The organism is Candidatus Gorgyraea atricola, assembly GCA_030765235.1.
Classification (GTDB): Bacteria; Omnitrophota; Gorgyraeia; order Gorgyraeales; family Gorgyraeaceae; genus Gorgyraea; species Gorgyraea atricola.
The window spans coordinates 122,355-148,171 of record JAVCCW010000010.1; the positions used below are offsets into that span (position 1 = coordinate 122,355).

Genomic DNA, 25,817 nt, shown 5'->3' on the forward strand with positions numbered 1-25,817 from the left:
CCCTCCTTAAAAGCAAAAAACTCTTAATCCATTATAGTGGATTAAGAGTTGCACCCTGTTTTCTTCACCCTTTATGACTGCCCTCAGCAGCTCCCTGTTATAGGGAAAAATATATTGTAAGGTTTTCTGACTTAAGGCCGTCTACTCTCTGCGCCTTCTCGTCCGCCCAAAGCGAACAATGGCTTATTGCAGATTTCGTAACCTATTACAGCAGCGGGGCTGCGCTGGACTCCCACCAGCTTCCCTTAAACAACATAATATGAAATATTCAATTGTAAATATTTTATACCCTAATTACTAAAACAAGTCAACAAAAAAATACCTTTGCCGAAAAAGCCGAGGTCCAGCCTCGGCTTTTTACCGCCTCACCAAAAACACATGCGGCCGGGATGTCAGGGGATTTTCTTTGACAATGACCCGGGTCTTGTAGACCTCTTCTATTGTCTTGTAATCAAGGACCTCGCTTGGTGTGCCTTGTTTTTTTATCCGGCCCTCGCTCAATAATATTAATCTATCGCAATAAAGCGAAGCTAAGTTCAGATCATGCAATATCGCAACTACTGTCAATTTTGATTCCTTGTTCAGCTTCTTTAATAGTGAAAATGTCTCTATCTGATGGCTTATATCAAGGTGTGTGGTTGGCTCGTCTAAAAACAAAACCCTTGGCTTTTGCGCAAGTGCCTTTGCAATGACAACCCTCTGACGCTCGCCACCACTCAGCTCATCTATAAATCTATCCCTCAGGTGTATAGCATCCACTTCTTCCAGTGCCTTAAATGCGATCCTCAGATCATCCTGAGATTCAAATCCTAATCTGCTCAAATAAGGTATACGGCCCATCAAGACTACATCCAGCACTTTAAATGGGAACATAAACAGCGCGTCCTGCGGCACTACTGCTATCAGCTTTGCTATCTCTTTTAAAGGTGTATCCTTTAGCCTTTTCTTCTGCAAATATATCTCGCCCTTAAAAGGCTTTAGCACCTTTGTAGCAGTACGCAAAAGCGTTGATTTGCCTGAGCCGTTCGGGCCGATTATGCCAATAAAATCCCCAGGATCGACACTAAAGGTCACATCCTTTAGGACCTCAGTACTCCCGTAACCACTCGCGACATCTAAAAAGTAAAGCATATTATCTAAAATATACCTTTCTGGTCCGTCTCAAGATAAATATAAAAAATGGTACACCCACGAACGCGGTAACGACTCCTACTGGGATCTCGGCCGGCGCCATCACAGTCCTTGAAAAAAGATCACACACTAAAAGAAACGCCGCTCCTGTTAAAACAGAGCTCGGTATAAGCACTCTGTGGTCAGGCCCTACCAGTCTCCTTGTTATATGAGGCACCATAAGGCCCACAAAACCTATAATGCCGCACATGGAAACCACGACACTTGTGACCAACGCAGAAATAACCAGCAGTAGTTTTTTTACCTTATTGATATCCACGCCAAGATGCATTGCGTCTTCTTCTCCTAATGACAAGGCGTTTAATTCCTTTGCAAAAATGGCGGCTAATAATAAACCCAGGGCCACTGCTCCAGAAACAATGGCTACATGTATACCTTTATATACCTGTAGATTACCCAGGAGCCACCACATAATAGAATGGACCTTTGCGCTGCTGGAAATAGAGACAAAAAACATCAAGAGGCTAGAGAATAACGCGCTTACTAATATTCCAGCGATGATCATGTTTTCAGTAGATAATCTATTGCCTGACCTTGCGATATTATAGACGATTATTATGGTCAGGATGCCGCCTAAAAAGGCCAGGCCATGCGAAGCCGCGACATGCGAAAAGAACAATAACCCTATAACCGCTCCCAGGCCAGAACCAGAAGATACGCCTAAGACATAGGGTTCTGATAGAGGGTTTCTCAATACACCTTGCAGGACTACGCCTGAGAGACTAAGCCCAGCGCCAGCTGCAATGGCCAGGATAACCCTAAATAGCCTCAATCTCATAATATCAGAATACTTCTGCAGAAATATCTCATCTATGGCTATTTTGACAGGGCCTATCAGCATGCCTAAGATAATCAGGACAGTGATAAATAAAAGCGAAGTCAGTATATAAGTCAGGGGTTTAATTCTTTTCATAGAATATCTTGTTTAGTTCTTCGATAGCCAATATGATTCGCGGGCCTGGTCTTAAAAGGGTATCTGGATTAAAATCCGCATCTTTTGAAAAACTCGTCTTTATAATAATATCCGGATCCCTGTACAATAAAACCTCAGGGCTAAAAAGGCCATTGTCATCCTTTACATCCTGAGCTATATTATTACCACCTGCCAACCTCACAACATCTCCGATAAACGACGAACCAGTAACAAGCGGATCGTGAAATAACTGTACAAAAACCTTGGGTCTATCTGCACCCTTTTTTACTGGTAGATTTTCTATGCGGGTCTTCATATCCTCTATGATAAAGCGGGCCTTATCTTCCCTATTAAATATCTTGCCAAGCATCAGCATCCTTCCGTGTAGCTCATCCATGCTTTTAGGTGACACCTTTATAATCTTCGCACCCCTTAGCCTTAAATAATCCATTAGATCAGCATCAAGATCAGCATTCACCAGGATATGGCTTGGCCTTAATAAAATTATCTTTTCTATATTTGGCCTATTAAAACTTCCGACGCGCTCTATATCCAGGGCCTTTCTCGGATAATCTGAATACTCATCCACACCTACTACTGACTCGCCAAGTTCGAGGCTAAACAATATCTCCGTAGTATTCGGCGCCAGAGAAATTATGCGATATTCCCGAGCCATAGCCATGGATGCAATTAATAAAAATAGGCATAAAAATATTATCTTTTTCAATACTCTATTCCTTTCCTCGCGCCAACCTTAGATCTAAAAGGATGTTTTTTATCTATCATTGCCGTCACATAATCCGCATGCTCTTCTATGCCAGAGATATCCCCTCTACCTGTAAGCACCAACTCAAGTTCCTGTGGTACACTTTTTAATAATTTGAGGAATTTTTCCTTACTGAAAAACCCTTGATCTATAACATTTATAACTTCATCCAACACCACCATGCCATACTTCTTGCTAAACATTACCTTTTCTGCTTCTTTGACCATTCTCTCGATAGCCTTTTTCACCTTCCCTTGTCCCTTGTCACTTGTCACTTGTCCCATAAATAAAGGGTGACATTCCTCGCACTTCACAACCTCTATGCTTAACTCCTTAGCCGAAATCTCTTCCCCGCAAACCAGTTTCTCAGGCTTAAAAAACTGGAACACGCAGACCTTAAGTCCCTGGCCGCTCGCCCTCATTGCCAGGCCAAAGGCCGAAGTAGTCTTGCCTTTTCCATTTCCAGTATAAATATGTATCATCTTGGATTTTCTATCCTCTTCTTAGAAACTCTAAACACTAAACTCTAAATCCTAAACAAACTCAAAACACAAAACTCAAATGCCAAAACTGCAGTTTTGAGTTTTGGATTTGGGGTTTTGGATTTGTTTAGAGTTTAGGGTTTCGAATTTAGAGTTTATATTTATCAAAATGCTGACCTACCTGCTATCGTCAGCATCGTTACTACTGTTGCTGCTATCAGGACGCCGAGGGTTGCGGCTATAAAGGTTGGCACAAAGTGTATGCGTAAAAGTGATGCTATGAGGCAGCCTGTCCACACGCCTGTGCCTGGGAATGGTATGCCAACGAAAAGCATAAGCCCCAGCGCTTCGTATTTCTCGATAAGCCCGGCACGCTTCTTTGCTCTTGCGAAAAGCCACTCGAAGAATTTACGCATGAGTTCGGTCTTGCCCAGTCTTTTAGAAATTGGCTCTAATAAAAAATATATCGGCGCTATTGGCAGAAGATTCCCTATCACTGCATAAAAAAATACCAAATAAACATCCTGTTTGAGCAGTAGAACGCCTATAGGTATAGACGCCCTTAGCTCAGTAACAGGTAAGGTGCTTAACAATAAGATCGTTACTTTTGGAGATAATCCGAATGAATATAAGAAGTTGACTATTGCGTCTTGCATAGCATTTAAAAACGTCTCCACAGGGATTCATAGATGATAAGCTTTATAAATCTGAGCGTATCAAAAAAGGGATTGATCTGGCTGGATTCACTCCCGTAGATCGAATCTATATCCACAAACGTTATGCGCAAATTATGTCTTTTTGCCTCAAGGAGCATCTCTGATTCTATCTCATACTTTGTCGTCCTTAGATTCATTTTATCAATAGCGTTCCTGGACAGGAGCCTGTATCCGCATTGCGAATCTTCCACCTTCTCCCCCAGGATAAGCGATATTATAAAAGACATAAATACATTTGTGCACCGCCTTACAAAAGGCATTTTCTTTGGATTGCGCATTCGATTGCCAAGTACAATATCCGCGCCTGATCGTTTGTGTTCTTTTATGAATTTATCGATCTCTGCAAGATCATGCTGGCCATCACCATCCATAGTGATGACAAAATCACAGCCATTATCCAGGGCGTATTCCATGCCTTCTCTTATGCACCGGCCCTTGCCTACATTTTTAGAATGCACCACGAGCTCTGCCCCGAATTTATTCGCCTCTACAATAGTGTGATCACGTGAACCATCGTCCACGACCACGACCCTGAAATCCATTGTCCTGAGTTTCCTCACGATAGGACCAATAGTCCTTTTCTCATTATAAGTTGGGATGACTATAAATACGCTCATAGATTAAAGCACAAACGCGTCTGTGGGCGCCTCCCAGAATCTCCTGAATACAAGCCACTGTTCTGGATACGCCTTGATATATTTTTCCATTACAGGTACAAAACTTTCTGTTGCCCTTTTAATCATTTCCTCTTCTGTCATGCCCGGTATCTTTTTTATTTCAATGGGTTTCTCAAATATTAACTTGTAGCTAAATCTATCATGACGTATACAAAATCCTGGTATAATCGGTGAGCCTGTCTTTAAACTAAGCGCTGCTGGACCCTTTGGAATGCTTGTTGGCACACCGAAGAACTCCAGGGTTACGCCAGAATCCGTAAAATCCCTGTCTCCGACCAATGCAAGCATGCCGTTTCTCAATAACGTCCTGATACAGCCTCTCATAACAGAGCTCATCCCGATCACTTTCATGCCGTTCTCTTCTCTCTGTTTAATAAAAAAATCATTTATCCTGTCGTGCCTGTGATTCAAGGTAACAGCGGATATGTCATAGCCCTTTATGCCTACTGCCACTCCGGCTATCTCCCAGTTGCCAATATGACAGCTGAGAATAATGGCGCCTTTATTTTCTTTTAAAGCCTTATCAATATTCTCAAGGCCTTCGATCTTAACGTTTCTATCAATATTTTCTTTATTAAGTTTTGGTATTCTGAAGAAATCCACAAGATACAGACCAAAATTCCTGAAGACCTTTCTTGCCAATACGCGAGACCCTGCAATATCTTTCTTAAGCACTGTACTTAAATTCTCAGTGACAGCCTCTCTGTCTTTTTTTGAAATGCAATAATGAATATCAGCGAATCTCTCTGCAAGCCAGTATACAACCTTTAGCGGCAGGGCATTCGAAAGAAAAAAACCAATTCTGTATAAAATATAAAAAAACATTTTATTCCGTATCCAATACCAGCTTTGCGATATCCCTGGCTGCGTTGGGTCTTTTTAGTTCACTGGCCCTTTTGCGCATCTGGTCGAGTTTTGTATTATTCAAAAGTAGCTCCTTGACAAGCGCCACTATGTCCTCGCTGTCTTCTGCCTTAACAGCCACGCCCTGCTGCAGGAGAAATTCAGTATTTTTTGCCTCCTGCCCTGGTATTGGACGTACAATGATCATTGGCAGATCTTTACTTAATGCCTCGGATGTCGTAAGTCCTCCTGGTTTTGTAATGACTATACTCGAGACTTCCATTAACTCATCTATGTTTTCCACATGGCCAAAGACAAACAATTTCTTCTTGTACTTGAGCTCCCTTTTTTTTAGTGTCTTCTCGAGTTTTTTATTGGTTCCGCAAACCACTGCCAACTGAAAAGGGATATCTATGCTTTCAAGCATATCAACAATGTCCTCGACAGGTCCCAGCCCCTGGCTTCCGCCCATAATGAGAACAGTGGAGACTTGAGGATCAAGCCCTATATCCTTACATACTTTATTCTTATCGTGTGCTATGCCAAATCTTGGATTGATTGGAATACCAAAGACCTTTATCCTGGATCCACTCACTCCGTTCTTCACAAATCTCTCCTTGCAGATCTCAGACGGCGTAATATACCAGTCCACATCATTAAATATCCAGTAGGAATGCGGGGCATGATCTGTCAGGACGCCTGTCAGCGGCAGAGGCAGATTCAAATTCCTTTTGTAATCAGCTATCATGCCACATGGAAACGCCTGTGTGCACACAACAGCATCTGGCTGGAAATCCTTTAAAAGCGCTTTTAATTTTTTAGAATTAAATCTGTGTATGGCTTCCCGTATAGCCTGGGCATTCTTTAAGATCTTTGGATTATCATACAGGTACTCCCATACCTCTGGCTTCTTCTTTATCACCTCTGCATATGTTTTGCTGATCACCTTTTCGAGAATAGGATTAGTGTACCCAAAGGCATTTATGTTAAGGGTCTGGACTGACGGCGAGATCTCCTTTAAGGCGCTCTCAATGGCAATGCTGGCGCGATGATGCCCGGAACTCTCGGTTATGTACATTAAGAGGATTTTTTTATCTGGCATTTTTCTTTATGAATCTCTCTATGCGCAGGCACGCCTCCTTTAGATCAGGCATCTTGGAAGCATAGGATATTCGTATATAATCTTTTCCTTCTGGCCAAAAAGCTGTGCCAGGCACGACTGCCACATTTTCTTTCTTTAAAAGTTTTTTCGCGAATTCCATGCAGTTCATGCCTGTATTTTTTATTGAAGGGAATATATAAAAAGCGCCGTCTGGCATAGGACAGACTAGTCCTATCTCGTTCATCCGGTCTACTATAAAATCGCGCCTTCTCTTATATTCGCGCTTCATCTCCTGCACGTAACGGCTGGAATTCTTCAGCGCCTCGATCGCCCCTATCTGCCCCATTATAGGAGAGCACAGCATTGTATACTGGTGGATCTTTGTCATAGCGTCTATTATCTTTTTTGGGCCGCATGCATATCCGACCCTCCACCCTGTCATGGCAAATGTCTTGGAAAATCCATTTAAGTACACAGTTCGATTCTTCATCCCCTTTAATGTGCAGAGAGGCGTATGCGAAAAATCGTAAGTAAGTTCGTCGTATATCTCGTCGCTTATGACAATAAGGTCGTGTTTTATAAAAACCTTGGATAGCTCCTGAAGCTCTTTCTTCGAATAAGAAACACCTGTGGGATTTGCAGGGTAATTTAAGATTATTGCCTTTGTGCCTCTTGATATGTGTTTTTCCACGAGAGAAGGCGTTAATTTAAAACCAGTCTTTTTGGTGTTGATAAATACAGGTGTACCTCCTGCCAGGAAAGTTACAGGATGATATGACACGTAACAAGGCACAGGTATAAGCACTTTATCGCCTGGATTCATGAGGCTGCGCAAAACAAGATCCATGCCCTCACTTACACCTGTAGTAATAAGCACTTCTGTATCAGGATCATACTCTACGTTGTGCCTGGTCTTTAGGTGTTTTGAAATCTGCGACCTTAACTCGTAAAGACCTTTATTAGAAGTATATGAGGTCGCCCCTCTTTCAATAGAAAATATGCTAGACTCGCATATGTTCCATGGTGTGACAAAATCCGGTTCGCCCACACCAAGAGAGATCACATCCTTCATCCCGATGACAAGTTCAAAGAATTCCCGTATACCCGAAGGCGGTATTTGTTCTACTTTCTTGGATATATCCATAATTTAGCCTCGTTAATTTTAAAATGAAATAGCGATGCGCTTATCTCTCTCAGCCCTTTTTAGTACGTCTCCGTCTTCTTTGTATTTTTTCAAAAGAAAATGTGTGACTGTGCCTCTGACATTGTCGAGCGTTGCAAGGCGCTCAGAGACAAAGCTCGACACAGCCTGTATGTCCTTGCCTTCTACAACCAGTAAAAGATCATATGTGCCTGAGAGCAGATAGCAGCTTACGACCTCTGGAAATCTGTATATCCTCTCAGCTATATGATCAAAACCATGTCCTCTCTGTGGCGCAATATTTACCTCTATCAATGCCCTGACAGCCCTGTTATTATCTTTTATAAGCTCCCGATTCAAAACTGTTTTGTATTTAAGTATTACTCCGTCTTTTTCAAGCTTCTTTATTGTATTTTTTACTGTCACAACGCTCTTCTTCACGCTCTTTGCTATTTCCTGCGGCGTTGTCCGCGCATCTTTCTCGAGAATCTCGAGGATTTCCTTCATGACTACCTCCTATTCTATTACTGCTAAAACATCGCCAACCTTAACAGTGTTACCTTCTTGTGCAACAATCTTCTTCAGCGTACCTGCGGCCTTTGACGGCACATTAAATGCTGCCTTATCAGTAGCCATCTCCACAAGCTCATCTCCTTCTTTTACTGCATCGCCTTCCTTAAAGTGCCAAAAAGACACGACTGCCTGATCCACGCCTTCTGTCAACTCCGGTAATCTTAATTCTGCCATACTTCCTCCCCTTATTTTTTATTACTTACTTACGTGGAGGTTACGTAAAGTTACGGAAGGTTTCGGAATGTTGCGTAAGGTTGTATTAAGAGCGTTGGAATCCATCGCTCTTGTAACCTTCGGTAACCTTCTCTAACATTCCGTAACCTTCGTAACCTCCATGTAGTATTTACATATAAGACGACCTCGTAAACGGGCTGCAGGAATGTTTCTTGAAGCCCAGCTCCTCTGCCCATCTTGAAAATTTAGTAAATTCCTCTGGCGCTAAAAATTCCTCGACCTCCAGGCAGCTCGGATCAGGCCGTAGATACTGGCCTATGGTAATTATTTCGCAGCCTGCTTTCCTTAAGTCCTCCATCGAGACTCGAACCTCGTCTCGAGTCTCGCCAAGCCCTACCATCAGGCCGCTCTTTGTTGTAACCTGGTTGCTCGCATACCTTATGAGATCCAATGATCTTTTATAATCTGCCTGCGGCCTGACTCTATTATATAATCTAGGTACGGTCTCTATATTATGCGAAAATATATCAGGTTTTGCAAGAATAACTTTATCAATTGCATAGCGCTTGCCAAGAAAATCAGGGACAAGCACTTCTATCCTTAAATCGCTGTTAGATTCCCTTAAGATCTTAATGCAATCTGCGAAATGGCTTGCGCCGCCATCCCCTAGATCATCACGCGTAACAGAGGTTACGATCACACTGAGAAGCCCTAATCTTTTAACTGCATCTCTTATATCAAAGAGCTCTTTTTTGTCTGGCAATGACAATTTCTGCGCTGTCTCGATCGCGCAAAACCTGCAACTCCTGGTGCATCTATTGCCTAATATCAAAAATGTGCACTTGCGCCTTGAAAAACAGTCGTATATGTTAGGGCATTGCGCGCTCTGGCATACTGTATTAATATTTGAATCACGCAAAAGTTCCCTGAACTCTGCTGTATTCTTATCAATTCTTACTGACTGTCTCAGCCAATAAGGGAATCTCTTTAAATGTCGAGATGAGTCTATTTTTAGCATCATCCATGTCTATTTCGCGCTTCAGCAAACTTTTTAATGATGTGATCTCAACGCCTTCAATGCCACATGGCCTGATAAATGAAAAAGGCATAAGATCAGTGTTGATATTCATGGCCAAGCCGTGATACGTGACCCATTTTTTTACGCCTATGCCTATGGAGCCGATTTTTTTATTGTCGGTCCATACACCTCTGAGTCCAGGTCTTTTTTCTGTAAAAATCCCGTATTGTGCTAAAAAAGCGCTTCCTATCTCTTCTAAAAACTCTAAAAATCTATGTATATCCCGACTCTCATTTTCCAGTTTAAAAATAGGGTACGCTATGAGCTGGCCAGGGCCGTGATATGTAACATCCCCACCCCTGTCAGTCTGAACCACATGGATCTCGCGCCTAAATACATTCTGCTCTGAACCAGTTCTCCCTATTGTTATAACTGGGTTGTGTTCTGTTACGAGTAACGTATCTTCACAAATACCCAGGGCAACTCTCTCTACGAATTCCCTCTGAAGCTGATATATCTCTGAAAAATCAGTTACACCCAAATCTATAACTCGCATAATGACTTGAACGGGCTAACGACCTCAGCTATTTGAACCTCACCCTATACGACTCTAAGTGCTTTGTTAATCCCTCTATCTTTGTGATCTTCTCGATCGCTTCTTTTTCTCTTTCAAGCGCCTTTTTGGAATATGCTATCGTGTGCGTGCTCTTAAGAAAAGACCTCACACTAAGACCTGAGAAAAACCTGGCTGTGCCGCCTGTTGGCAAGACATGGCTCGGACCTGCCACATAATCTCCTACGCATACAGGCGAATATGGCCCTATAAACACTGCGCCCGCGTTATTAATTAACTTCAAGACCCTGTTGGGGTTTTTTATAAACACCTCGAGATGCTCAGGCGCGATCCTATTTATGACCTCTGCTGCCTGCTGAAGATTTTTTGCCAGTACGATATAACCCTTGCCTACTTCTTTTCTCATTGCGCGGGCGAATTTTTTTGATGTAGTAACAAGGATTGCAAGGCCCTTTAAATGTTCTGCCTGAGCCTGCATGTCTTCTATTACATAGTCTTTATCTGAAAACTGGTTCGCCAATATAACGACTTCGCTCGGACCTGCAAGCATGTCTATGTCAACATAACCATACACCTGACGCTTTGCCTCAGTCACATAATCATTGCCCGGGCCCACGACCTTATCCACCTTTGGTATAGTCTTTGTGCCAAACGCAAGGGCAGCTATTGCCTGCGCGCCTCCGACCTTATAAACCTCATCCACCTTTAAGAGATTTGCCACTGCGAGTATGTGGGGATCAACAGTGCCGAATTTTGTCGGCGGAGTCGCGAGTATTATCCTTTTCACGCCAGCTATCCTCGCAGGTAAAACGCTCATGTACACGCTCGAGACAAGCGGTGCTGTGCCTGCTGGTACATATATGCCGACGCTTTCAATAGGCCTAAAGATCTCGCCCAGCTGAATACCTTCCGCGTCTTTTATCTTCCATGGCCTAGGCAATTGTTTTCTGTGGAATTTCTCGATGTTCCCGATTATGGTTTTCAGGCTCGATATAAAACCTGTATCTATATTCTGATAGGAGCCATTGATCTCGTTTGCGCTTACCTTTAGGTCTTTTGGAGAGAGCTTTACCTTATCAAATCTCCTGGTATACCTGATGACTGCCTTGTCACCATTCTCTCTCACGTCATCTACGATCCTGCGCACCTTTTCTGTTACGCGCTTTTTATTGCAATAATATCTCCCACAGAGTTTCTGTATTTCCTTGCTGGAAAGTCTCAAAATTTTCATAAATGCTCCTTTAGGACTTCTTGTGCTTTTTTTAATATTTTCTTTATGTCGATATTAGCGCGGGCTCCTGCCTGGGCAAAATCTGGCCTGCCTCCACCTTTTATGCCAAAACTTGAGCCTATCTCATTCAATACCTTGACAGCATCCATGCCTGCCTGGACCCTGACAACCATTGAAAGCTTTCCGTCCTTTTCAGATACCAGGACAAAAATTGACTCCCTTATCCTGCCTTTTATTGTATCAGCTGTTTTTCTCAGCATAGCCATATCCACATTGCTGATCTCTGCAACAATAACATCGCGCCCTTTGATCTTCTTTATGTCTTTCAAAATCCCATCAATGCTTGAGGAAGCGAATCTATCACTGACAATATTCAAATCTTTCTCTATCTTCTTAAGCCTTTTTGTCAATTTTTCTATTTCTTTTAGTATATTATCTGGCGATGTCTTTAATTCTTTCGCTATCTCTTTTACTAAGGCTATGCTTTCCTGGATCTTTTTATTCGCCGCGTCTCCTGTAACAGCCTCGATCCTTCTTACTCCGCCTGCTATGGAAGACTCTGAGAGGATCTTAAATCTGATGATCTCTCCTGTATGCCTTACATGCGTGCCGCCGCATAATTCCTTGCTATATTCACCCACAGAGACCATTCTCACAGTATCCGCATATTTTTCTCCAAAAAGCGCGATCACGCCCTGCTTCTTTGCCTCTTCCAATAAAAGCTCTTTAACACACACCAGGCTATCCTCTTTTATTCTTTCATTCACAAGATCCTCTACCCTTGAAAGCTCCTCGCCTGTAAGCGCCTTAAAATGCGTGAAGTCAAATCTCAGATGATCTGGCGCGACCAAAGAACCAGCCTGCTTTACATGCTGGCCCAGCACCTTTCTTAAGGCATTATGCAAGAGATGTGTAGCTGTATGATTTTCTCTTACCTGGCCTCTACGTTTTACATCTATCCTTGCCACTACTTTATCACCTGGTTTTAGCGCGACTGTTTTCATCTTTACCTGATGCTCGATCCTCCCGGCAAGATCAATTGCATTTGTAACCTCTGCTATAACTTTTCCATCCTTGATCAATGCCCCAGTATCACCTACCTGGCCACCTTTTTCGCCATAAAAATTTGTCTTCTTCAAGAAAATAGAATCTCCTGAAACCTGCACAACTTCAGTCTCGAGTTCTTCTTCGTTTTCTACAAAAATACTTTCATCAGGCAATTTCAGGTTTGCGTCGCCTTTAAATATCGAACCTTTTATCTTGCTGGATGCGCGTGACTTAATGCGCTGGTCTTTCATGCATTTTTCAAAACCCGGGATGTCTAGCTTTATACCCCTGACTCTTGCTATGTCTTGTATTAATTCTACAGGAAACCCATAAGTATCATAGAGTTTAAAAATAGCTTTCCCTGGAAGCACGCCTTTAGACTTAAAGGTCTCCTCTACCTCTTTCAGCCTCTCTTGACCAGCTTGGATAACGTTACTAAATCTTTTTTCCTCTTCCAATATTTCCTGCGCAATATATTCTCCGCGCTGTGTAAGTTCTGGATATGGCCTCTTCATCTCCCCTGCAACCACAGGAACCAACTTATACAAAAAAGGCTCTTTAATGTCCATTGCCCTACCATGCCAAGATGCTTTTCGAATCAATTTACGAATAACATAGGCTCTCTCTTCATTAGATGGCGACACACCATCTCCAATCGCAAATGTAACTGCGCGTATATGATCAGCGATAGTATTAACAGTATTAGGATTGTGAGAACTTCCAGCAAATCCTTCTATCTTCTTAACTATCGGTTCAAACGAATCTATCTCGAAATTCGTCTTTTTCCCCTGCATGACCCTTGTGATCCTCTCAAGTCCCATGCCTGTATCTATGTTCTTGCCTGGCAGCGGGTCTAATTTGCCGTGATCCTTTCTGTCAAACTGCGTAAATACAAGATTCCATATCTCCACACCATCTGGGCCGCCATAAAAAATCTCAGAGCATGGACCACATGGCCCGTTCGGACCTTTGCTTGGCGCGCTCGCTGGCCAGAAATTATCTTTTTCTCCCAGCTTTAGGATCTTTTTCGTAGGTACTTTTATTTCATTCTTCCAGATATCGTACGCCTCGCTATCATCTTTATACACTGAGACCCATAGATCCTTTTCCTTAAGGCCTAACTCCTTTGTCAGAAACTCCCATGCCCACTCTATTGCCTCTTTCTTAAAATAGTCGCCGAACGAAAAATTTCCAAGCATCTCAAAGAACGTATGATGATCAGGCGTCTTTCCCACATTCTCAAGGTCGCCTGTGCGCAGGCACTTCTGGCAGGTCGCTGCCCTTCTCGGGCCCTTCACTCTACCAAGAAACTCTTGTTTAAATTGATTCATACCCGTGCCTGTAAAAAGAAGGCTGGGGTCATTGGCAGGAACGAGTGAATCGCTTGGATAGATCTTATGTCCACGTTCCTCGAAGAACTTCAAGAAACGATCTCTGATTTCGTCTGCTGTCATGTTATCCTATTTCAATAGCGCCTCTAGTGTCAGGTTTTAGGTGTCAAGTGTCAAGGAGCTAAAATCCCTGACACCTTTCACCTGACACTTGACACCAACGCTTATCTCTCCTTAATTACAACATACCCTCTATAGGTTCCTATTAGCGCATCGCCTGAGACATCGCTAATAGCACTCTTGTAGTCCTTCAGGCCCTTGATCCGTATTCTATTGATCTCGTAAATCACATCCCCTGAGCGTATACCAGACCCTTCGGCAGAACTACCTGGTTCCACCTTAATGACGATCACACCGATACTTTTGCTCAGCTTAAAACGACTCGCTATCTCAGGCGTAACCTCAGAAACCTCAAGCCCTCGCCAGAATTTACTGTCTACAGCCTCTGTCTTTACCTTTTTTCTGCTTTGCGCCAACGCAGTCTTTCCATCAGGCCTTTGGCCTATCTCTACCTCAAAAGTATGGATCTTTCTTTTTCTTATTATGCCAAGCGATGCCTTTTCACCAATATCTTTTTTCAATACCATCCTGATTAGATCCTGTGTATTCCTTACCTTTTCATCGTCAAAAGACGCGATTATATCTCCTGGCAGCAACCCAGTCTTTTCAGCAGGACTATTTTCTAAAATCCTTGAGATCAAAACCCCAAACTTACTATCCAATCCAAAATACTCAGCCAAATCAGAATCAACATCCTGTATGATCACGCCGAGCCAACCGTAAAGAACCTCTCGGCCCTGCTTCAAATCCTCCATGATCCTCTTGGCTGTATTAGCAGGCACTGCAAAGCCTATGCCCTCGGACCCGCCACTCAAGGTAAATATCGCTACATTTATACCTATCACCTCTCCATGGATATTCACAAGAGGTCCACCGCTGTTGCCTGGATTTATAGCCGCGTCAGTCTGTATTAAATCAGAATATTCTCTTGCCCTTTTGTCCGTCCTTGGAAGACTCCTGCGCAAAGCGCTTACCACGCCCACAGTGACAGTAGGCTCAGGATTTTTTACAGCGTACGCGAATGGATTGCCGATCGCGATCGCCCAATGGCCTATTTGCACATTATCCGAATCGCCAAGCCTCGCAACAGGAAGATCGCCTCTTGGCTCGATCTTGACAACCGCAAGATCCGAATGCACATCTGAACCTGTTAGCTGGCCTTTAAATTCCCTGCCATCCGGCAAGGTAACAGTGATCTTGTCTGCGGTGCCGACCACATGTTCATTAGTAAGGATATATCCTTCCTTATCTATAATAACACCTGAGCCAAGGCCTGCGCGCTTAAACTCCCTGTCAGGACCAGCTACAAAAAAATCATCAAAAAAATCCTTGAAAAAATCATCCTGGAATTCCGCGAATGGATAATATCTAGTCTGATAATGCTCCACCTGTTCAATGCTTATGCTCACTACAGCTGGCCCGACCTCCTTGGAGACCTTGACAAACGAATCCTGCAGATTAAGCGCCTCCTGAGCAGGCTGGGCACTTGCGATGCATGCTATTAAAAGCAAACCCAGAATCAATGTAAATCTTTTCAACTCCGGTCTCTCCTTCTGTGTAATGTGTAAAGTGTAAGGTGTAATGTAATTGGGGTAGCTTGGTACATTACACATTACACAACCGTTGTCCGTACTATTTTCTCCCAGGTGTTTTAGCTAGTAAGGATTCCCTGATCTTTTTCTCGATCTCATTACTGACCTTTGTATTACTCCTTAAAAAATCCCTGGCTGATTCCCTGCCCTGGCCGATTTTTTCATTGCCAAACGTTACCCATGAGCCGGATTTTTCCAGTATCCCTGCGTCAATACCTAAGTCAAGGATCGCGCCTGTGCGCGAAATGCCCTCGTCATGCATGATCTCAAACTCTGCTTTTTTAAAAGGCGGGGCAACCTTATTCTTCACGACCTTTGCCCTTACCCTTACGCCAACCACATTGTCCCCTGCCTTTATAGAGGTTATTCTTCTTAGATCGATCCTCACTGAAGAATAGAATTTCAATGCGCGGCCGCCAGTAGTAGTCTCTGGATTACCGAACATAACGCCGATCTTCTCCCTTATCTGGTTTATAAATATAACGCATGTGTTTGTCTTTGAGATAATAGCTGTCAGCTTACGTAATGCCTGTGACATGAGACGCGCCTGTAACCCTATGTGCCTATCACCCATCTCACCTTCTATCTCTGCCTTTGGCACAAGCGCTGCAACAGAATCAATGACGATCAAGTCCACTGCGTTCGAGCGCACAAGCATCTCTGCTATGTCCAGCGCCTGCTCGCCTGTGTCTGGCTGCGATATCAAAAGATCATCCAGGTTCACGCCTAATTTCTTGGAATAGCTCGGATCCAATGCATGCTCAGCATCTATAAACGCGGCTACTCCGCCCAGCTTCTGGGCCTGCGAAATAATACTCAGAGTCAGTGTGGTCTTCCCTCCTGCCTCAGGCCCGTATATCTCCACGACCCTGCCTCTTGGCACACCGCCAACACCCAAAGCCAGATCAAGCGGCAATGCGCCTGTTGGAATAACGTCAACTTCAAACTTTGTCTCTTTGCCAAGTCTCATGATGGCGCCCCTACCAAACTGCTTCTCGATCTGCGAAACCGCCATATCTAATGCCTTTTCCTTATTACCCTTAGCAGCAACCTTTTTCTCTTCCTTTTTCACTTCTTTCCTAACCATCCTACACCCCCTTTTTTCTGTTAACTTTACACTTAAACAAAGCTCCTCTTCTGTAGGCCAGGTTTAAACCTGGCCTACTTTACGCTGAAGCAAAGCTCAAGTGTAAAGTTATTATATAATCCTAACCCTATAAAGTAAAGTAAATTATCCGCCACCTCCTTTCTACATATAGTAGACACATCGAGGAGCTAATTTTCTTTCAAAAAAGATTGCTTCTATAATTCATATTGCATATAATAAGACCTATGGAAATATCCTCGCATGTAATATGCATTGGCAATGAAATTATGCTTGGCCATATTAATAACACAAATGCCCAGCATATTTCAGAGAAACTCTCCTCTATTGGCATAAAGACTGCAAAGCATCTGTCCATTCCTGACGTTCCAAAGGTTATTATTAATTCAATAAAAAATAGTCTAGCCGATGCTAATATCGTTATAGTTACAGGTGGTCTTGGTCCTACTGTGGATGACCTGACGCTTGACTGCATCGGAAAGGCACTGGATAGAAAACTCATCTTTAAAGACAGGGTTGCAAACCATATAAGGCAGCATTTTAAAAATCGTAAGTTAAAGATGCCAAAAAATAACCTGCGCCAGGCACTTATACCTGAAGGGGCAACCCCAATACTAAACAATATAGGCAGCGCCCCAGGCCTTATAATCCAGACAAAAGGAAAAGTCCTTATTGCATTACCAGGTGTGCCTTTTGAAATGCATGCCATGATAAAAGATACTGTGCTGGGCTTTCTTAAAAAGAGATTCTCTCCAGGCAGGCTAATAAAATCCCGCGTAATAAAAATAACAGGGCTTCCAGAGTCAAAGGTGAATGAAAAGATCGAGGACATATTGAAGCTGGGTGGCAATGTCCAGATGGGTATCTACCCTCACCCCGAAGAGATCACAGTAAAGATAACTGTGACTGACAAAAAGGCTGACGCTACAATAAAAAAGATCGAGAGAAAGATAAAATCACGGCTGGGAAACTACATATTCGGCTATGATGAAGAGAAATTAGAAGAAGTTGTTGGCAAGCTGCTCTTAAAAAAGAAAAAAACCTTAGCAGTCGCAGAATCCTGCACAGCCGGACTTTTGGCGAGTAGAATCACAGACGTTTCTGGAAGTTCAAGGTATTTCAAGATGGGTGTAGTTACTTACAGTAATCAAGCTAAGAATAAACTTCTATATGTGCCTAAAGATACGATAAAACAACACGGCGCTGTCTCCAAACAAGTAGCAAGCGCAATGGCCAAAAACATGCGGCTATTAGCTGACGCAAGCATAGGAATCGGTATAAGCGGCATTGCAGGTCCAACCGGCGGCACCAAGAAAAAACCAGTAGGCCTAGTCTACATCGCGCTCTCAACAAAGAAAAAGACCATTTGCAAAGAATTCCGCTTCCTGGGCCAGCGAAATATCATAAAGTTTAAAGCCACTCAAGCAGCCCTTAACCTGGTGAGGCTTCATGGGCTTGTGTAAAGTGTCAAGTGTCAGGTGTCAAGGAGGATAAAGTGAGAAATTACAGGTTTGATTTCGAGAAATTAGATGTGTATGAGAAAACGTTAGATTTTGCAAATAAGGTTTTTAATATTACCAAGAAATTTGATAGAGAAATTCAATATTCACTTGGAGACCAATTTCGTAGAGCCTCTCTATCTATATGTAATAATATCGCTGAGGGCAGCGGTAGACCCAGTCAAAACGCAAAAAGACAATTTTACGGCTACGCCTTAGATTCAGCCAGAGAATGTATACCAATGATAACGTTAAGCCAAATGCAGAATCAAATTACTAAACAAGATGAAGAAGCATTAAGAGACGAATGTATAAGTATCTGTAATATGACTGGCAAGCTAAAAATGTCAACAAAGCATCCCTGACGCATTGACACTTAACACCTGACACCTGACACTAACATGCAAACTATCCGAGCATTTGTTGCAGTTGAAATCGACCAGCCAAATAAACAAAAGCTTTCCCAAGTCATCTCTACTCTCAAGCAAGCAAACGCAGACGTAAAATGGGTCAATAAAATCCAGATGCACCTGACACTAAAGTTTCTGGGAAATATTGAAGAAAATCGCATCAAAGAAATCTCAGACACACTTAAGTCTATTGCAGATAACTTTAGCGCCTTCAACATCCACCTCTCTAAAATCGGCGCATTCCCAAACATGCATAAACCAAGAGTCATCTGGCTTGGAATTGACAAGGGCGCACAAGACTTAAAAAACCTAGCTTCTCAGCTCGAAAAACTCGGCCCCAAAGAAGAAAAGCGTGAGTATAAAGCTCATCTCACGCTAGGCAGGGTCAAATCCTTAAAAAACATCTCTCAACTAACAAAACTTATAAACGAAACCCCCTTTCAATCCCAAGGCAACATCCCCATCACCAAACTAATCCTCTTCCAAAGCACCCTCACGCCTAAAGGTGCAATCTACTCACCCCTGACAACATTAGCTTTAAAACAATAAAATCATCTATAAATCTCTCTTCTATGACCCAGGTCAATGATGTATACGATAAGCCGATTTTTATGAACTGTATATATCACACGGTAACTTCCTACGCGCAATGAATAGTCGCCTGAAAGTTTACCTTTAAGGCTTTTAGCTTGATAGGGGTCTGTCTTTAGGGCTTCTATGGCAGAGATTAGGCGGGAATACAATTTTTTGTCTTCTTTGTAAACTTTTCGCAGTTCTTTTGCTGCTGAATTGGCAAATTCTATTTTATACATCTTTCTCTATCTTTTGCCTCAGCTTAGCTAAGGAAATAGTCTTGCCTTCCCCAATCTCCTTCTTTGCCTTTTTTATCCTTCGGGCAACGGTTTTATTAGAAAGAATTTGTATGGTCTCTAAGAGGCCTTCGTAATCATCAGGGCTCATCATGATAGCTATAGGTTTTCCTCGCTTTGTGACAATATAGCGATCCAGCCTATCGTCAATATGCTTTATTACTTCTGGTAATTCTGGTCGTAGTTCTTTTAAGGTAATTGTGTTAACCATTGCACTCCACCTCCCTCTAATATAAATTAACTCGTTTCGCTCGTAATTTATTCCAAAGGGGCTTCGCCCCTATGGCGCTCCATACAACAAGTATACACTAAAGAGTATACTTTGTCAATCAGAAAAGTCTATGCACGATCTGTAGTATCAGATTCGCATAGACGCCGGCGAGGAGGTCGTCTAGCATGATGCCTAGGCTGCCATTTAGTTTTTCCAGGTTTCTTATGGGGCGGGGTTTTATGATGTCGAAGAATCTAAAGAGGATAAAAGCTGCGACTATGTAGCCCATGGTGGGCGGCAAAAGATATAACGCCACGAGCATGCCTGCGAATTCATCTATTATGATCTCACTCGCGTCCTTGCCGCCAAGAAGCTTCTCTGTCTTTCCTGCAGTTAAAAGACCCAAGATAATACATAACACAATGCTCGCGCCCATCATCTGTGGACTATTCTTGAGGGCTCCGTAAAGAAATAGCGCGGCAAAACTCCCGATACTACCTGGGGCCACAGGAAGATAGCCTAAATAAAAAACAGTTGCGATCAGCTTACATAATCTGTTCATCCTTCACCCATAAAAATATTTTTATTCTTTATCATAAAAGAAATACCTGAAGCTAAAGTCATTGCTACTGTAATAAGCATCAGGATATGCACAGCACCGGCATAATAACCGATATATTGAAGAGTAAAACCAGAATCCCTAATTATCAAAAATATCAGTATAAATAACACTGCCACTATCTGTGACACGGTCTTATGTTTTCCTGCGATTTCAGCTGAGAGTACCTTCTTTCTTGCAAGCGCCAGTGCCCTTATTCCTGTTATCACTAACTCTCTCGCAATGATCACTATTACCATCCACGCAGGTATTATCTTCATCTCAACAAATGCAAGAAATCCGCCGAGTATGAGTATCTTATCAGCAATAGGGTCCATTAGCCTGCCAAAATCAGAGATGGAATTTGTCTTTCTCGCGATCAGGCCATCATAGTAGTCTGTAATAGACGCTACTAAAAATACAGCAAGCGCAAAAAACTTAGCACCTACGCCTCTAATGAAAAGCGCCAGTATAAAGATTCCTGCTAAGATTATCCTTGATATCGTGAGTTTATTCGCTAAGTTCATAAAACCTGCCCTACAAGGTCATATTCATGTGTATCTGTTATTTTTACCTTGTAAAATTCGCCTATCTTTAAATCCTTGCCACTTACATGCACAACACCGTCTACTTCTGGGGCATCGTATTCAGTCCTTGCAATATCTTTTTCATCAACTAATACCTTTAGCGTTCGACCCTTGAATCTCTCGTTTATCTCGCGCGATACTGTCTGCTGCAGCAACATCCCTTCGCTAAAGCGTCTCTCTTTTTCTTTTTCAGATATCTGGTCTTTAAGCTTATACGCTGGTGTACCTTCCTCTCTAGAATACCTGAAAATACCTAATCTTTCAAATTTAATTTCTCTGATAAATTGTAATAGCTCCTGAATTTCTTGTTCTGTCTCGCCAGGGAAACCCACAATAAATGATGTGCGTAAAGCCACGTCCGGAATCTCTTTTCTAATATACTCTATCAATGAGATAATATCTTTCTTAGTAGTCTTCCTGCCCATTTGCTTTAATATCCTGTTATTTATATGCTCGATGGGTAGGTCAATATATTTACATATGTTCCTACTATCTCTTATGACCTTTATTGCGTCTTTTCCCAGATTTGTTGGGTGCGTGTAAAGAAGTCTTATCCATTTATCTTTTGAAATTTTATCAAGCTCTTTCAATAATTCTGCTAATTTTTGATACGCTGAAGTATCCTGGCCCACCAAGATTATCTCTTTAGCAGAACTTTCTTCAGCCTCTTTTATGATCGAATCAATTGCCCTGGCTTTATACGGTCCTTTTAGATGCGGTATTATGCAATACGTACATCTATTCTTGCATCCTTCTGAAATTTTGATATATTTGTAATGAGCCGGGGTAAGCCTCGAAGCGTAATCATCTTTAAACGCAGAAACTACACCTCTAAATTCATCTATTTCCTTTAAGTCTTTCTGCAATTCTCTCCTGTATCTCTGCGGAAGGCATCCTGCTACTATTATTCTTTTTACTTCACCTGCTTTCTTGGCATCTATCACCTTTAAAATAGTATCTATGGATTCCTTTTTTGCGTCTTCAATAAACGCGCATGTATTTATAACCACAGTATCCACGCCAATTGCATTCTCTTTAAATGCATAGCCCTTACTTGCGAACTCGGACATAATATGTTCTGAATCAACCAAATTTCTTGGACAACCCAGACTTATAATGCTAAATGTCTTTGTCATAAAAATAGGGACGCTCTCCCGCCCCTCAAAATAACCTGACACTTTAAGTCATACTTAAAGTGTCAGGTTAAGGTTGCCTAATGCCGTCTTTTGTGATGATTAGGGTCTTTTTCTCTCCTTTTTTACCAGGGGTGCCGAGGTTTTTTCCGTTGAAGGTCAGGGTTACGCCACCAGCATTGCCCAGCTCCAGATCTATCTGCTTTTTTGCTTCCCAACTATCAGAAGCGCCCTTCTTTAATATGCCTCTAAACAAGAGCTCTTTGCCGCTGGTGACCTGGACCCACGTGTTGTAACGCGCTGCAAGTTCGACCTTAAAACTCTCTGCTACCGCCGCAACCCCGGAGGTTGCCGTGCTCGCAACCTCCGGGGTTGCGACAACGGCTTGCCCCTTATGTTTAGTGAAAAGATTCCGTATAAACCTTCCCACCTGCACAAAGCCAAAGGCAAGCAAATACACGCTGAAAATAGTCACAAGCCCGAGTCCGATCTGGCGCTTGTGTTTTAAGAACCAGTCACTTTTGGACTTTTCAGGTTTTAAGGCTAACTGAGATCCGGGCTTTTTTTCTCCACTTGACAGAAATTCTTTTACTATTCTTTCTTCAAGCGCCCCCAGGAACTGCGAATAGGATTTAATAAAGCCTCTTGCGTAAAAAGGGTCCGCTGTCTTTAAGATGCTATCTTCTTCTATTGTAGAGATTATTTTCTTAGGTATGCGCGTTCTTTCTGAGACATCTTCTATGGAGAGCTGCCTTGTTTCGCGGATCTTCTTGAGTGTTTTTCCAAGTGATTCAGGCATAATCGTTTAGCCCGTTAGCCCGTTGCCCGTTAGCCCGTTGACCCATTAACGGGCAAACGGGCTAAACGGGCAACGGGCTAAACGGATTCGGAAGATTCTTCTTCCTTAATCTTGTATTCAGCTATCAGGATCTCTCTTGGCTTACTGCCTCTAAATGGGCCTACTATGCTTTCCTCTTCCATCGCGTCTATTAATCGCGCAGCCCTGGTGTAGCCCAGCCTGAGCCTGCGCTGCAGCATTGAAACAGAGGCCTGGCCTGTCTCAAGCACCATCTTTACTGCTTCGTCGAAAAACTCGTCCTTTTTAAAACCGCCTCGCCCAGACATGCTTTTTTTCTGCTGTTCAAGTATTGCATCATCATAGATAGGATCTCTTTGTTCCTTTACTGAATTAACGACTTTTTCTATTTCAGCGTCTGTCAGGAGCGTACCTTGCGCGCGTACGGGCTTTGCGTTGCCAGGCTCTAAAAACAGCATATCGCCCTTGCCCAATAACTTATCCGCGCCATTCATATCTAAAACAGTCCTTGAATCCACTTTCGACGCCACTTTGAATGAGATCCTTGCTGGAAAATTCGCTTTTATTACACCTGTTACAACATCCACGGACGGCCGCTGCGTCGCGAGTATTATATGTATGCCCACTGCCCTTGAAAGCTGCGCGAGCCTCGTGATCGCATTCTCAACATCCTGCTGCGCTACTATCATAAGGTCTGCCAGCTCATCTATGATCACTACAAGATAAGGCATCTTTTCGCTGGATTTCTGGTTAAAGGCGTCTATGTTTCTCGCTACAGCCTTTGCAAGCTTCTTATATCTCACTTCCATCTCACTCACGACCCATTCAAGAACGCCTGATGCCTTTTTTGAATCTGTAACCACAGGGCACAGAAGATGCGGCAGGCCATTATAGATAGCCAGCTCCACCATCTTTGGGTCCACCATTATGAATTTCAATTCATCAGGCGTTGCATTATATATCATGCTCATTATCAAAGAATTCACGCACACAGTCTTGCCAGAGCCAGTAGTACCCGCGATCAAAAGATGCGGCATGTCGCCAAGATCTGCCACTACGCTCCTCCCAGCAATATCTTTTCCAAGCGCTATGGCAAGCTTTGAAGAGCCTGCCTGTTTCTGATATTCGCGAGATTCAAGGATCTCTCTTAAGCCCACAAGGGATGTACTTTGATTCGGGACCTCTATGCCCACTGCTGATTTGCCCGGTATAGGGGCCACGATCCTGACTGTAGTCGCCTTCATAGTAAGCGCAATGTCATCACTTAAGGCTGTGATCTTATTCACCTTTACGCCAGGCGCTGGCTGCAGCTCGTACCTGGTAATAACAGGTCCCTTGTTTATCTCTACCACCTTTGCATCTATGCCAAAATCCTGCAAGGTATCCTCTAATACCCTGGCACTTCCTTCTAAATCCTCGCCCTTAATCTTCTCTGGCTCAGATGAAGGCATATTTAATAATTCCAAAGAAGGAAGCTTGTAGTCTCCGACTATCCTTGGTGTAAGTTTAACTGGTTTTTTAGGGGCAGGTTTTGGTTGAGCGAATATCTTAGGTTTTGGCAATACGATCCTCGGCGCAACTGGCCTCTCTACCTTTTTCTCTTCCTTGTCCCTTGTCCCTTGTCCCTTGTCCCTTGTCCCCAAGTTAACCGCCGGTCTCAACTTAGGCCTATCCTTAACCCTGACCCTCTTCTTGCTCGCCATCCCCGATATCAATTTCCATGCGCGGCCAAATAAAAATGAAAAAATAGGTATAATCAAAAACTCTGTAGCAACCATGAGCGACAGGATAGCCAATGCAAGGGTTACTATGTATCCGCCGATCCCGCCAAAGTATCCAAGAATCTTGCTCGAAACAAAAAAACCAATAAGCCCGCCCCTCTCGACCGAAAGAACAGAATCTCCTGCGGCTGTAAGACTGAAGAACGCGCTGGCTGAGCTAAAAAGCAGCCCCAATCCTAAAAACCTGAACAAAGGTTTTTGTTCTAATCTTTCAGCGAGAATACCAATACCCCACGTGAAACACAAGAATGGAATAAGAAAACCCGCATAGCCCACTACCTTAAACACAAGCCACGCAAGATACGCGCCCACTATGCCAATATAATTTCTAACATGCAGATTCGGGGAGGATGTTTCAAAGGAAATATCGTAAGGAGAGTAAGAAACCATTGCCGCCAGTAAAATCACTGCCAGCGCGAATAAGCTAAGCGAGATCAGTAAATCTTTCTTATCTCTTGTCATTTTCCCGTTTCCCGTTAGCCCGTTGCCCGTTTAGCCCGTTACAAAAATAATAGAGCTACTAGCCCAAGAATAATGCAATAAATGCCAAACAGATGAAACTTATTCTTGTAAAGCACCCTTAATAACAATTTTAATGACAAAACACCAATAATGCAAGAAGTAATAAAGCCTATTAAATAAATCGGGCTAAATCCTGTCAAGGCCGGATCTTTTATCTTAAATAAGGCCGCGCCTATTATTGCGGGAATGGCTAATAAAAATGAAAATCTCGCGGCAGCCTGGCCATCGAGCCCCAGAAATAATCCCGTGGAAATAGTCACGCCGCTCCTTGATATGCCTGGCATAACTGCAATAGCCTGGGCCAGGCCTATCAAGATTGCCTTAAGGCCTGAAATACCACCAGAGCCGAATCTAAGAAAGCTCCCAAGGATAAGCCATATGCCGGTTACAACAAGCATTGCGCCGACCATCTTGACATTGCCAAATGCTGCTTCGATCCCTTTACCAAAAAACAATACGCATAATACAGTAACAGCAGTTGCCATTAAGATAAAGAAACCTATTTTTCTCTTAACAGTAACTGCCTCTATTATATCTTTCCAAAATACTATGAATATAGCGGCCAGAGTACCAACATGCAGAAATATATCAAAACTAAGCTGCGGCCCTTCCATACCCATCAGCTTATGCATGATCACGAGATGACCCGAGCTGGAGACTGGAAGAAATTCAGTAAGGCCTTGGACTATGCCGGAGATTAAGGCTTGGAGGAAAGTCATACTTTACAGCAAGAGGTTACGAAGGTTATGGAAGGTTATGTAACGTTCCATAACATTACGTAACATTCCATAACC

28 protein-coding genes and 1 riboswitch are annotated in these 25,817 nt (G+C 42.9%); of the genes, 3 read left to right on the forward strand and 25 right to left on the reverse strand.

Annotated features, from left to right (window positions below; all coding sequences use genetic code 11):
* Positions 1 to 98: 98 nt before the first annotated feature.
* A riboswitch (cobalamin riboswitch) is annotated at positions 99 to 288 on the reverse strand.
* Between the two features lie 69 nt (positions 289 to 357).
* From P9L93_02570 to recA, 17 genes are all read right to left on the reverse strand, one after another.
* Positions 358 to 1,131: an ABC transporter ATP-binding protein gene (locus P9L93_02570; GenBank protein ID MDP8229967.1), complete on the reverse strand. Its 774-nt coding sequence runs from the start codon at positions 1,129 to 1,131 to the stop codon at positions 358 to 360.
* Position 1,132: 1 nt separating this feature from the next.
* A complete protein-coding gene (locus P9L93_02575; GenBank protein MDP8229968.1) occupies positions 1,133 to 2,104 on the reverse strand; it encodes an iron ABC transporter permease in 972 nt (323 codons plus the stop codon).
* Positions 2,091 to 2,831, reverse strand: coding sequence for a helical backbone metal receptor (locus P9L93_02580; protein ID MDP8229969.1), 741 nt, complete (start codon positions 2,829 to 2,831; stop codon positions 2,091 to 2,093). Before P9L93_02580 ends, P9L93_02575 begins: the two co-directional genes overlap by 14 nt.
* Positions 2,828 to 3,352: a cob(I)yrinic acid a,c-diamide adenosyltransferase gene (locus P9L93_02585; protein ID MDP8229970.1), complete on the reverse strand. Its 525-nt coding sequence runs from the start codon at positions 3,350 to 3,352 to the stop codon at positions 2,828 to 2,830. The genes P9L93_02580 and P9L93_02585 overlap by 4 nt, the downstream gene beginning before the upstream one ends.
* 164 nt (positions 3,353 to 3,516) lie before the next feature.
* The gene (locus tag P9L93_02590; protein ID MDP8229971.1) at positions 3,517 to 4,008 is read right to left on the reverse strand and encodes a small multi-drug export protein; all 492 of its coding nucleotides are present in this window, start codon (positions 4,006 to 4,008) and stop codon (positions 3,517 to 3,519) included.
* A gap of 5 nt (positions 4,009 to 4,013) precedes the next feature.
* Positions 4,014 to 4,685, reverse strand: coding sequence for a glycosyltransferase family 2 protein (locus tag P9L93_02595; GenBank protein ID MDP8229972.1), 672 nt, complete (start codon positions 4,683 to 4,685; stop codon positions 4,014 to 4,016).
* Between the two features lie 3 nt (positions 4,686 to 4,688).
* Positions 4,689 to 5,570, reverse strand: coding sequence for a lysophospholipid acyltransferase family protein (locus P9L93_02600; GenBank protein ID MDP8229973.1), 882 nt, complete (start codon positions 5,568 to 5,570; stop codon positions 4,689 to 4,691).
* Between the two features lies 1 nt (position 5,571).
* On the reverse strand, positions 5,572 to 6,690 hold the full coding sequence (locus P9L93_02605) for a glycosyltransferase (protein MDP8229974.1): 1,119 nt from the start codon (positions 6,688 to 6,690) through the stop codon (positions 5,572 to 5,574).
* Complete coding sequence (locus P9L93_02610) at positions 6,680 to 7,834, reverse strand: aminotransferase class I/II-fold pyridoxal phosphate-dependent enzyme (protein MDP8229975.1); 1,155 nt, start codon at positions 7,832 to 7,834, stop codon at positions 6,680 to 6,682. The genes P9L93_02605 and P9L93_02610 overlap by 11 nt, the downstream gene beginning before the upstream one ends.
* Positions 7,835 to 7,852: 18 nt before the next feature.
* Positions 7,853 to 8,338: an Lrp/AsnC family transcriptional regulator gene (locus P9L93_02615; protein MDP8229976.1), complete on the reverse strand. Its 486-nt coding sequence runs from the start codon at positions 8,336 to 8,338 to the stop codon at positions 7,853 to 7,855.
* A 9-nt stretch (positions 8,339 to 8,347) separates the two neighbouring features.
* Positions 8,348 to 8,578, reverse strand: a complete 231-nt coding sequence (locus tag P9L93_02620; protein MDP8229977.1) for a lipoyl domain-containing protein — start codon at positions 8,576 to 8,578, stop codon at positions 8,348 to 8,350.
* 169 nt (positions 8,579 to 8,747) lie between these two features.
* A complete protein-coding gene (lipA, locus tag P9L93_02625; protein MDP8229978.1) occupies positions 8,748 to 9,599 on the reverse strand; it encodes a lipoyl synthase in 852 nt (283 codons plus the stop codon).
* Entirely contained in the window at positions 9,526 to 10,152 is a 627-nt protein-coding gene (gene lipB, locus P9L93_02630; protein MDP8229979.1) for a lipoyl(octanoyl) transferase LipB, read from the reverse strand. Before lipB ends, lipA begins: the two co-directional genes overlap by 74 nt.
* Before the next feature lie 28 nt (positions 10,153 to 10,180).
* A complete protein-coding gene (hisD, locus tag P9L93_02635; protein MDP8229980.1) occupies positions 10,181 to 11,401 on the reverse strand; it encodes a histidinol dehydrogenase in 1,221 nt (406 codons plus the stop codon).
* Positions 11,398 to 13,902 carry an alanine--tRNA ligase gene (gene alaS / locus P9L93_02640; protein MDP8229981.1) on the reverse strand — a complete coding sequence of 835 codons (2,505 nt, stop codon included), beginning with the start codon at positions 13,900 to 13,902 and terminating at the stop codon, positions 11,398 to 11,400. The genes hisD and alaS overlap by 4 nt, the downstream gene beginning before the upstream one ends.
* Positions 13,903 to 14,003: 101 nt before the next feature.
* Positions 14,004 to 15,437 carry a Do family serine endopeptidase gene (locus tag P9L93_02645; protein ID MDP8229982.1) on the reverse strand — a complete coding sequence of 478 codons (1,434 nt, stop codon included), beginning with the start codon at positions 15,435 to 15,437 and terminating at the stop codon, positions 14,004 to 14,006.
* A gap of 94 nt (positions 15,438 to 15,531) precedes the next feature.
* Positions 15,532 to 16,578, reverse strand: coding sequence for a recombinase RecA (recA, locus tag P9L93_02650; protein MDP8229983.1), 1,047 nt, complete (start codon positions 16,576 to 16,578; stop codon positions 15,532 to 15,534).
* A gap of 245 nt (positions 16,579 to 16,823) precedes the next feature.
* On the opposite strand from recA, the gene P9L93_02655 reads away from it, so the two are divergent.
* The 3 genes from P9L93_02655 to thpR are packed head-to-tail and all read left to right on the forward strand — an operon-like array spanning position 16,824 to position 19,054.
* Positions 16,824 to 18,059, forward strand: a complete 1,236-nt coding sequence (locus P9L93_02655; protein ID MDP8229984.1) for a competence/damage-inducible protein A — start codon at positions 16,824 to 16,826, stop codon at positions 18,057 to 18,059.
* Positions 18,060 to 18,091: 32 nt separating this feature from the next.
* A complete protein-coding gene (locus P9L93_02660) occupies positions 18,092 to 18,460 on the forward strand; it encodes a four helix bundle protein (GenBank protein MDP8229985.1) in 369 nt (122 codons plus the stop codon).
* A 36-nt stretch (positions 18,461 to 18,496) separates the two neighbouring features.
* Positions 18,497 to 19,054, forward strand: coding sequence for an RNA 2',3'-cyclic phosphodiesterase (thpR, locus tag P9L93_02665; protein ID MDP8229986.1), 558 nt, complete (start codon positions 18,497 to 18,499; stop codon positions 19,052 to 19,054).
* Positions 19,055 to 19,056: 2 nt separating this feature from the next.
* Here the strand turns inward: thpR and P9L93_02670 are convergent, their stop codons facing one another.
* The 8 genes from P9L93_02670 to P9L93_02705 all read right to left on the reverse strand — a co-directional run bounded on the left by P9L93_02670 (position 19,057) and on the right by P9L93_02705 (position 25,742).
* Positions 19,057 to 19,317, reverse strand: a complete 261-nt coding sequence (locus P9L93_02670) for a type II toxin-antitoxin system RelE/ParE family toxin (protein MDP8229987.1) — start codon at positions 19,315 to 19,317, stop codon at positions 19,057 to 19,059.
* Entirely contained in the window at positions 19,310 to 19,585 is a 276-nt protein-coding gene (locus P9L93_02675; protein MDP8229988.1) for a type II toxin-antitoxin system Phd/YefM family antitoxin, read from the reverse strand. Before P9L93_02675 ends, P9L93_02670 begins: the two co-directional genes overlap by 8 nt.
* 118 nt (positions 19,586 to 19,703) lie before the next feature.
* On the reverse strand, positions 19,704 to 20,147 hold the full coding sequence (locus P9L93_02680; protein MDP8229989.1) for a phosphatidylglycerophosphatase A: 444 nt from the start codon (positions 20,145 to 20,147) through the stop codon (positions 19,704 to 19,706).
* Positions 20,144 to 20,710 carry a CDP-diacylglycerol--glycerol-3-phosphate 3-phosphatidyltransferase gene (gene pgsA / locus P9L93_02685; protein ID MDP8229990.1) on the reverse strand — a complete coding sequence of 189 codons (567 nt, stop codon included), beginning with the start codon at positions 20,708 to 20,710 and terminating at the stop codon, positions 20,144 to 20,146. The genes P9L93_02680 and pgsA overlap by 4 nt, the downstream gene beginning before the upstream one ends.
* Entirely contained in the window at positions 20,707 to 21,906 is a 1,200-nt protein-coding gene (locus tag P9L93_02690; protein MDP8229991.1) for a MiaB/RimO family radical SAM methylthiotransferase, read from the reverse strand. Before P9L93_02690 ends, pgsA begins: the two co-directional genes overlap by 4 nt.
* 67 nt (positions 21,907 to 21,973) lie before the next feature.
* The gene (locus tag P9L93_02695; GenBank protein ID MDP8229992.1) at positions 21,974 to 22,702 is read right to left on the reverse strand and encodes a DUF4115 domain-containing protein; all 729 of its coding nucleotides are present in this window, start codon (positions 22,700 to 22,702) and stop codon (positions 21,974 to 21,976) included.
* A 77-nt stretch (positions 22,703 to 22,779) separates the two neighbouring features.
* Entirely contained in the window at positions 22,780 to 24,963 is a 2,184-nt protein-coding gene (locus P9L93_02700; protein MDP8229993.1) for a DNA translocase FtsK, read from the reverse strand.
* A gap of 38 nt (positions 24,964 to 25,001) precedes the next feature.
* Positions 25,002 to 25,742 (reverse strand): undecaprenyl-diphosphate phosphatase, encoded by a 741-nt coding sequence (locus P9L93_02705; GenBank protein ID MDP8229994.1) that lies wholly within the window; start codon positions 25,740 to 25,742, stop codon positions 25,002 to 25,004.
* Positions 25,743 to 25,817: the final 75 nt, after the last annotated feature.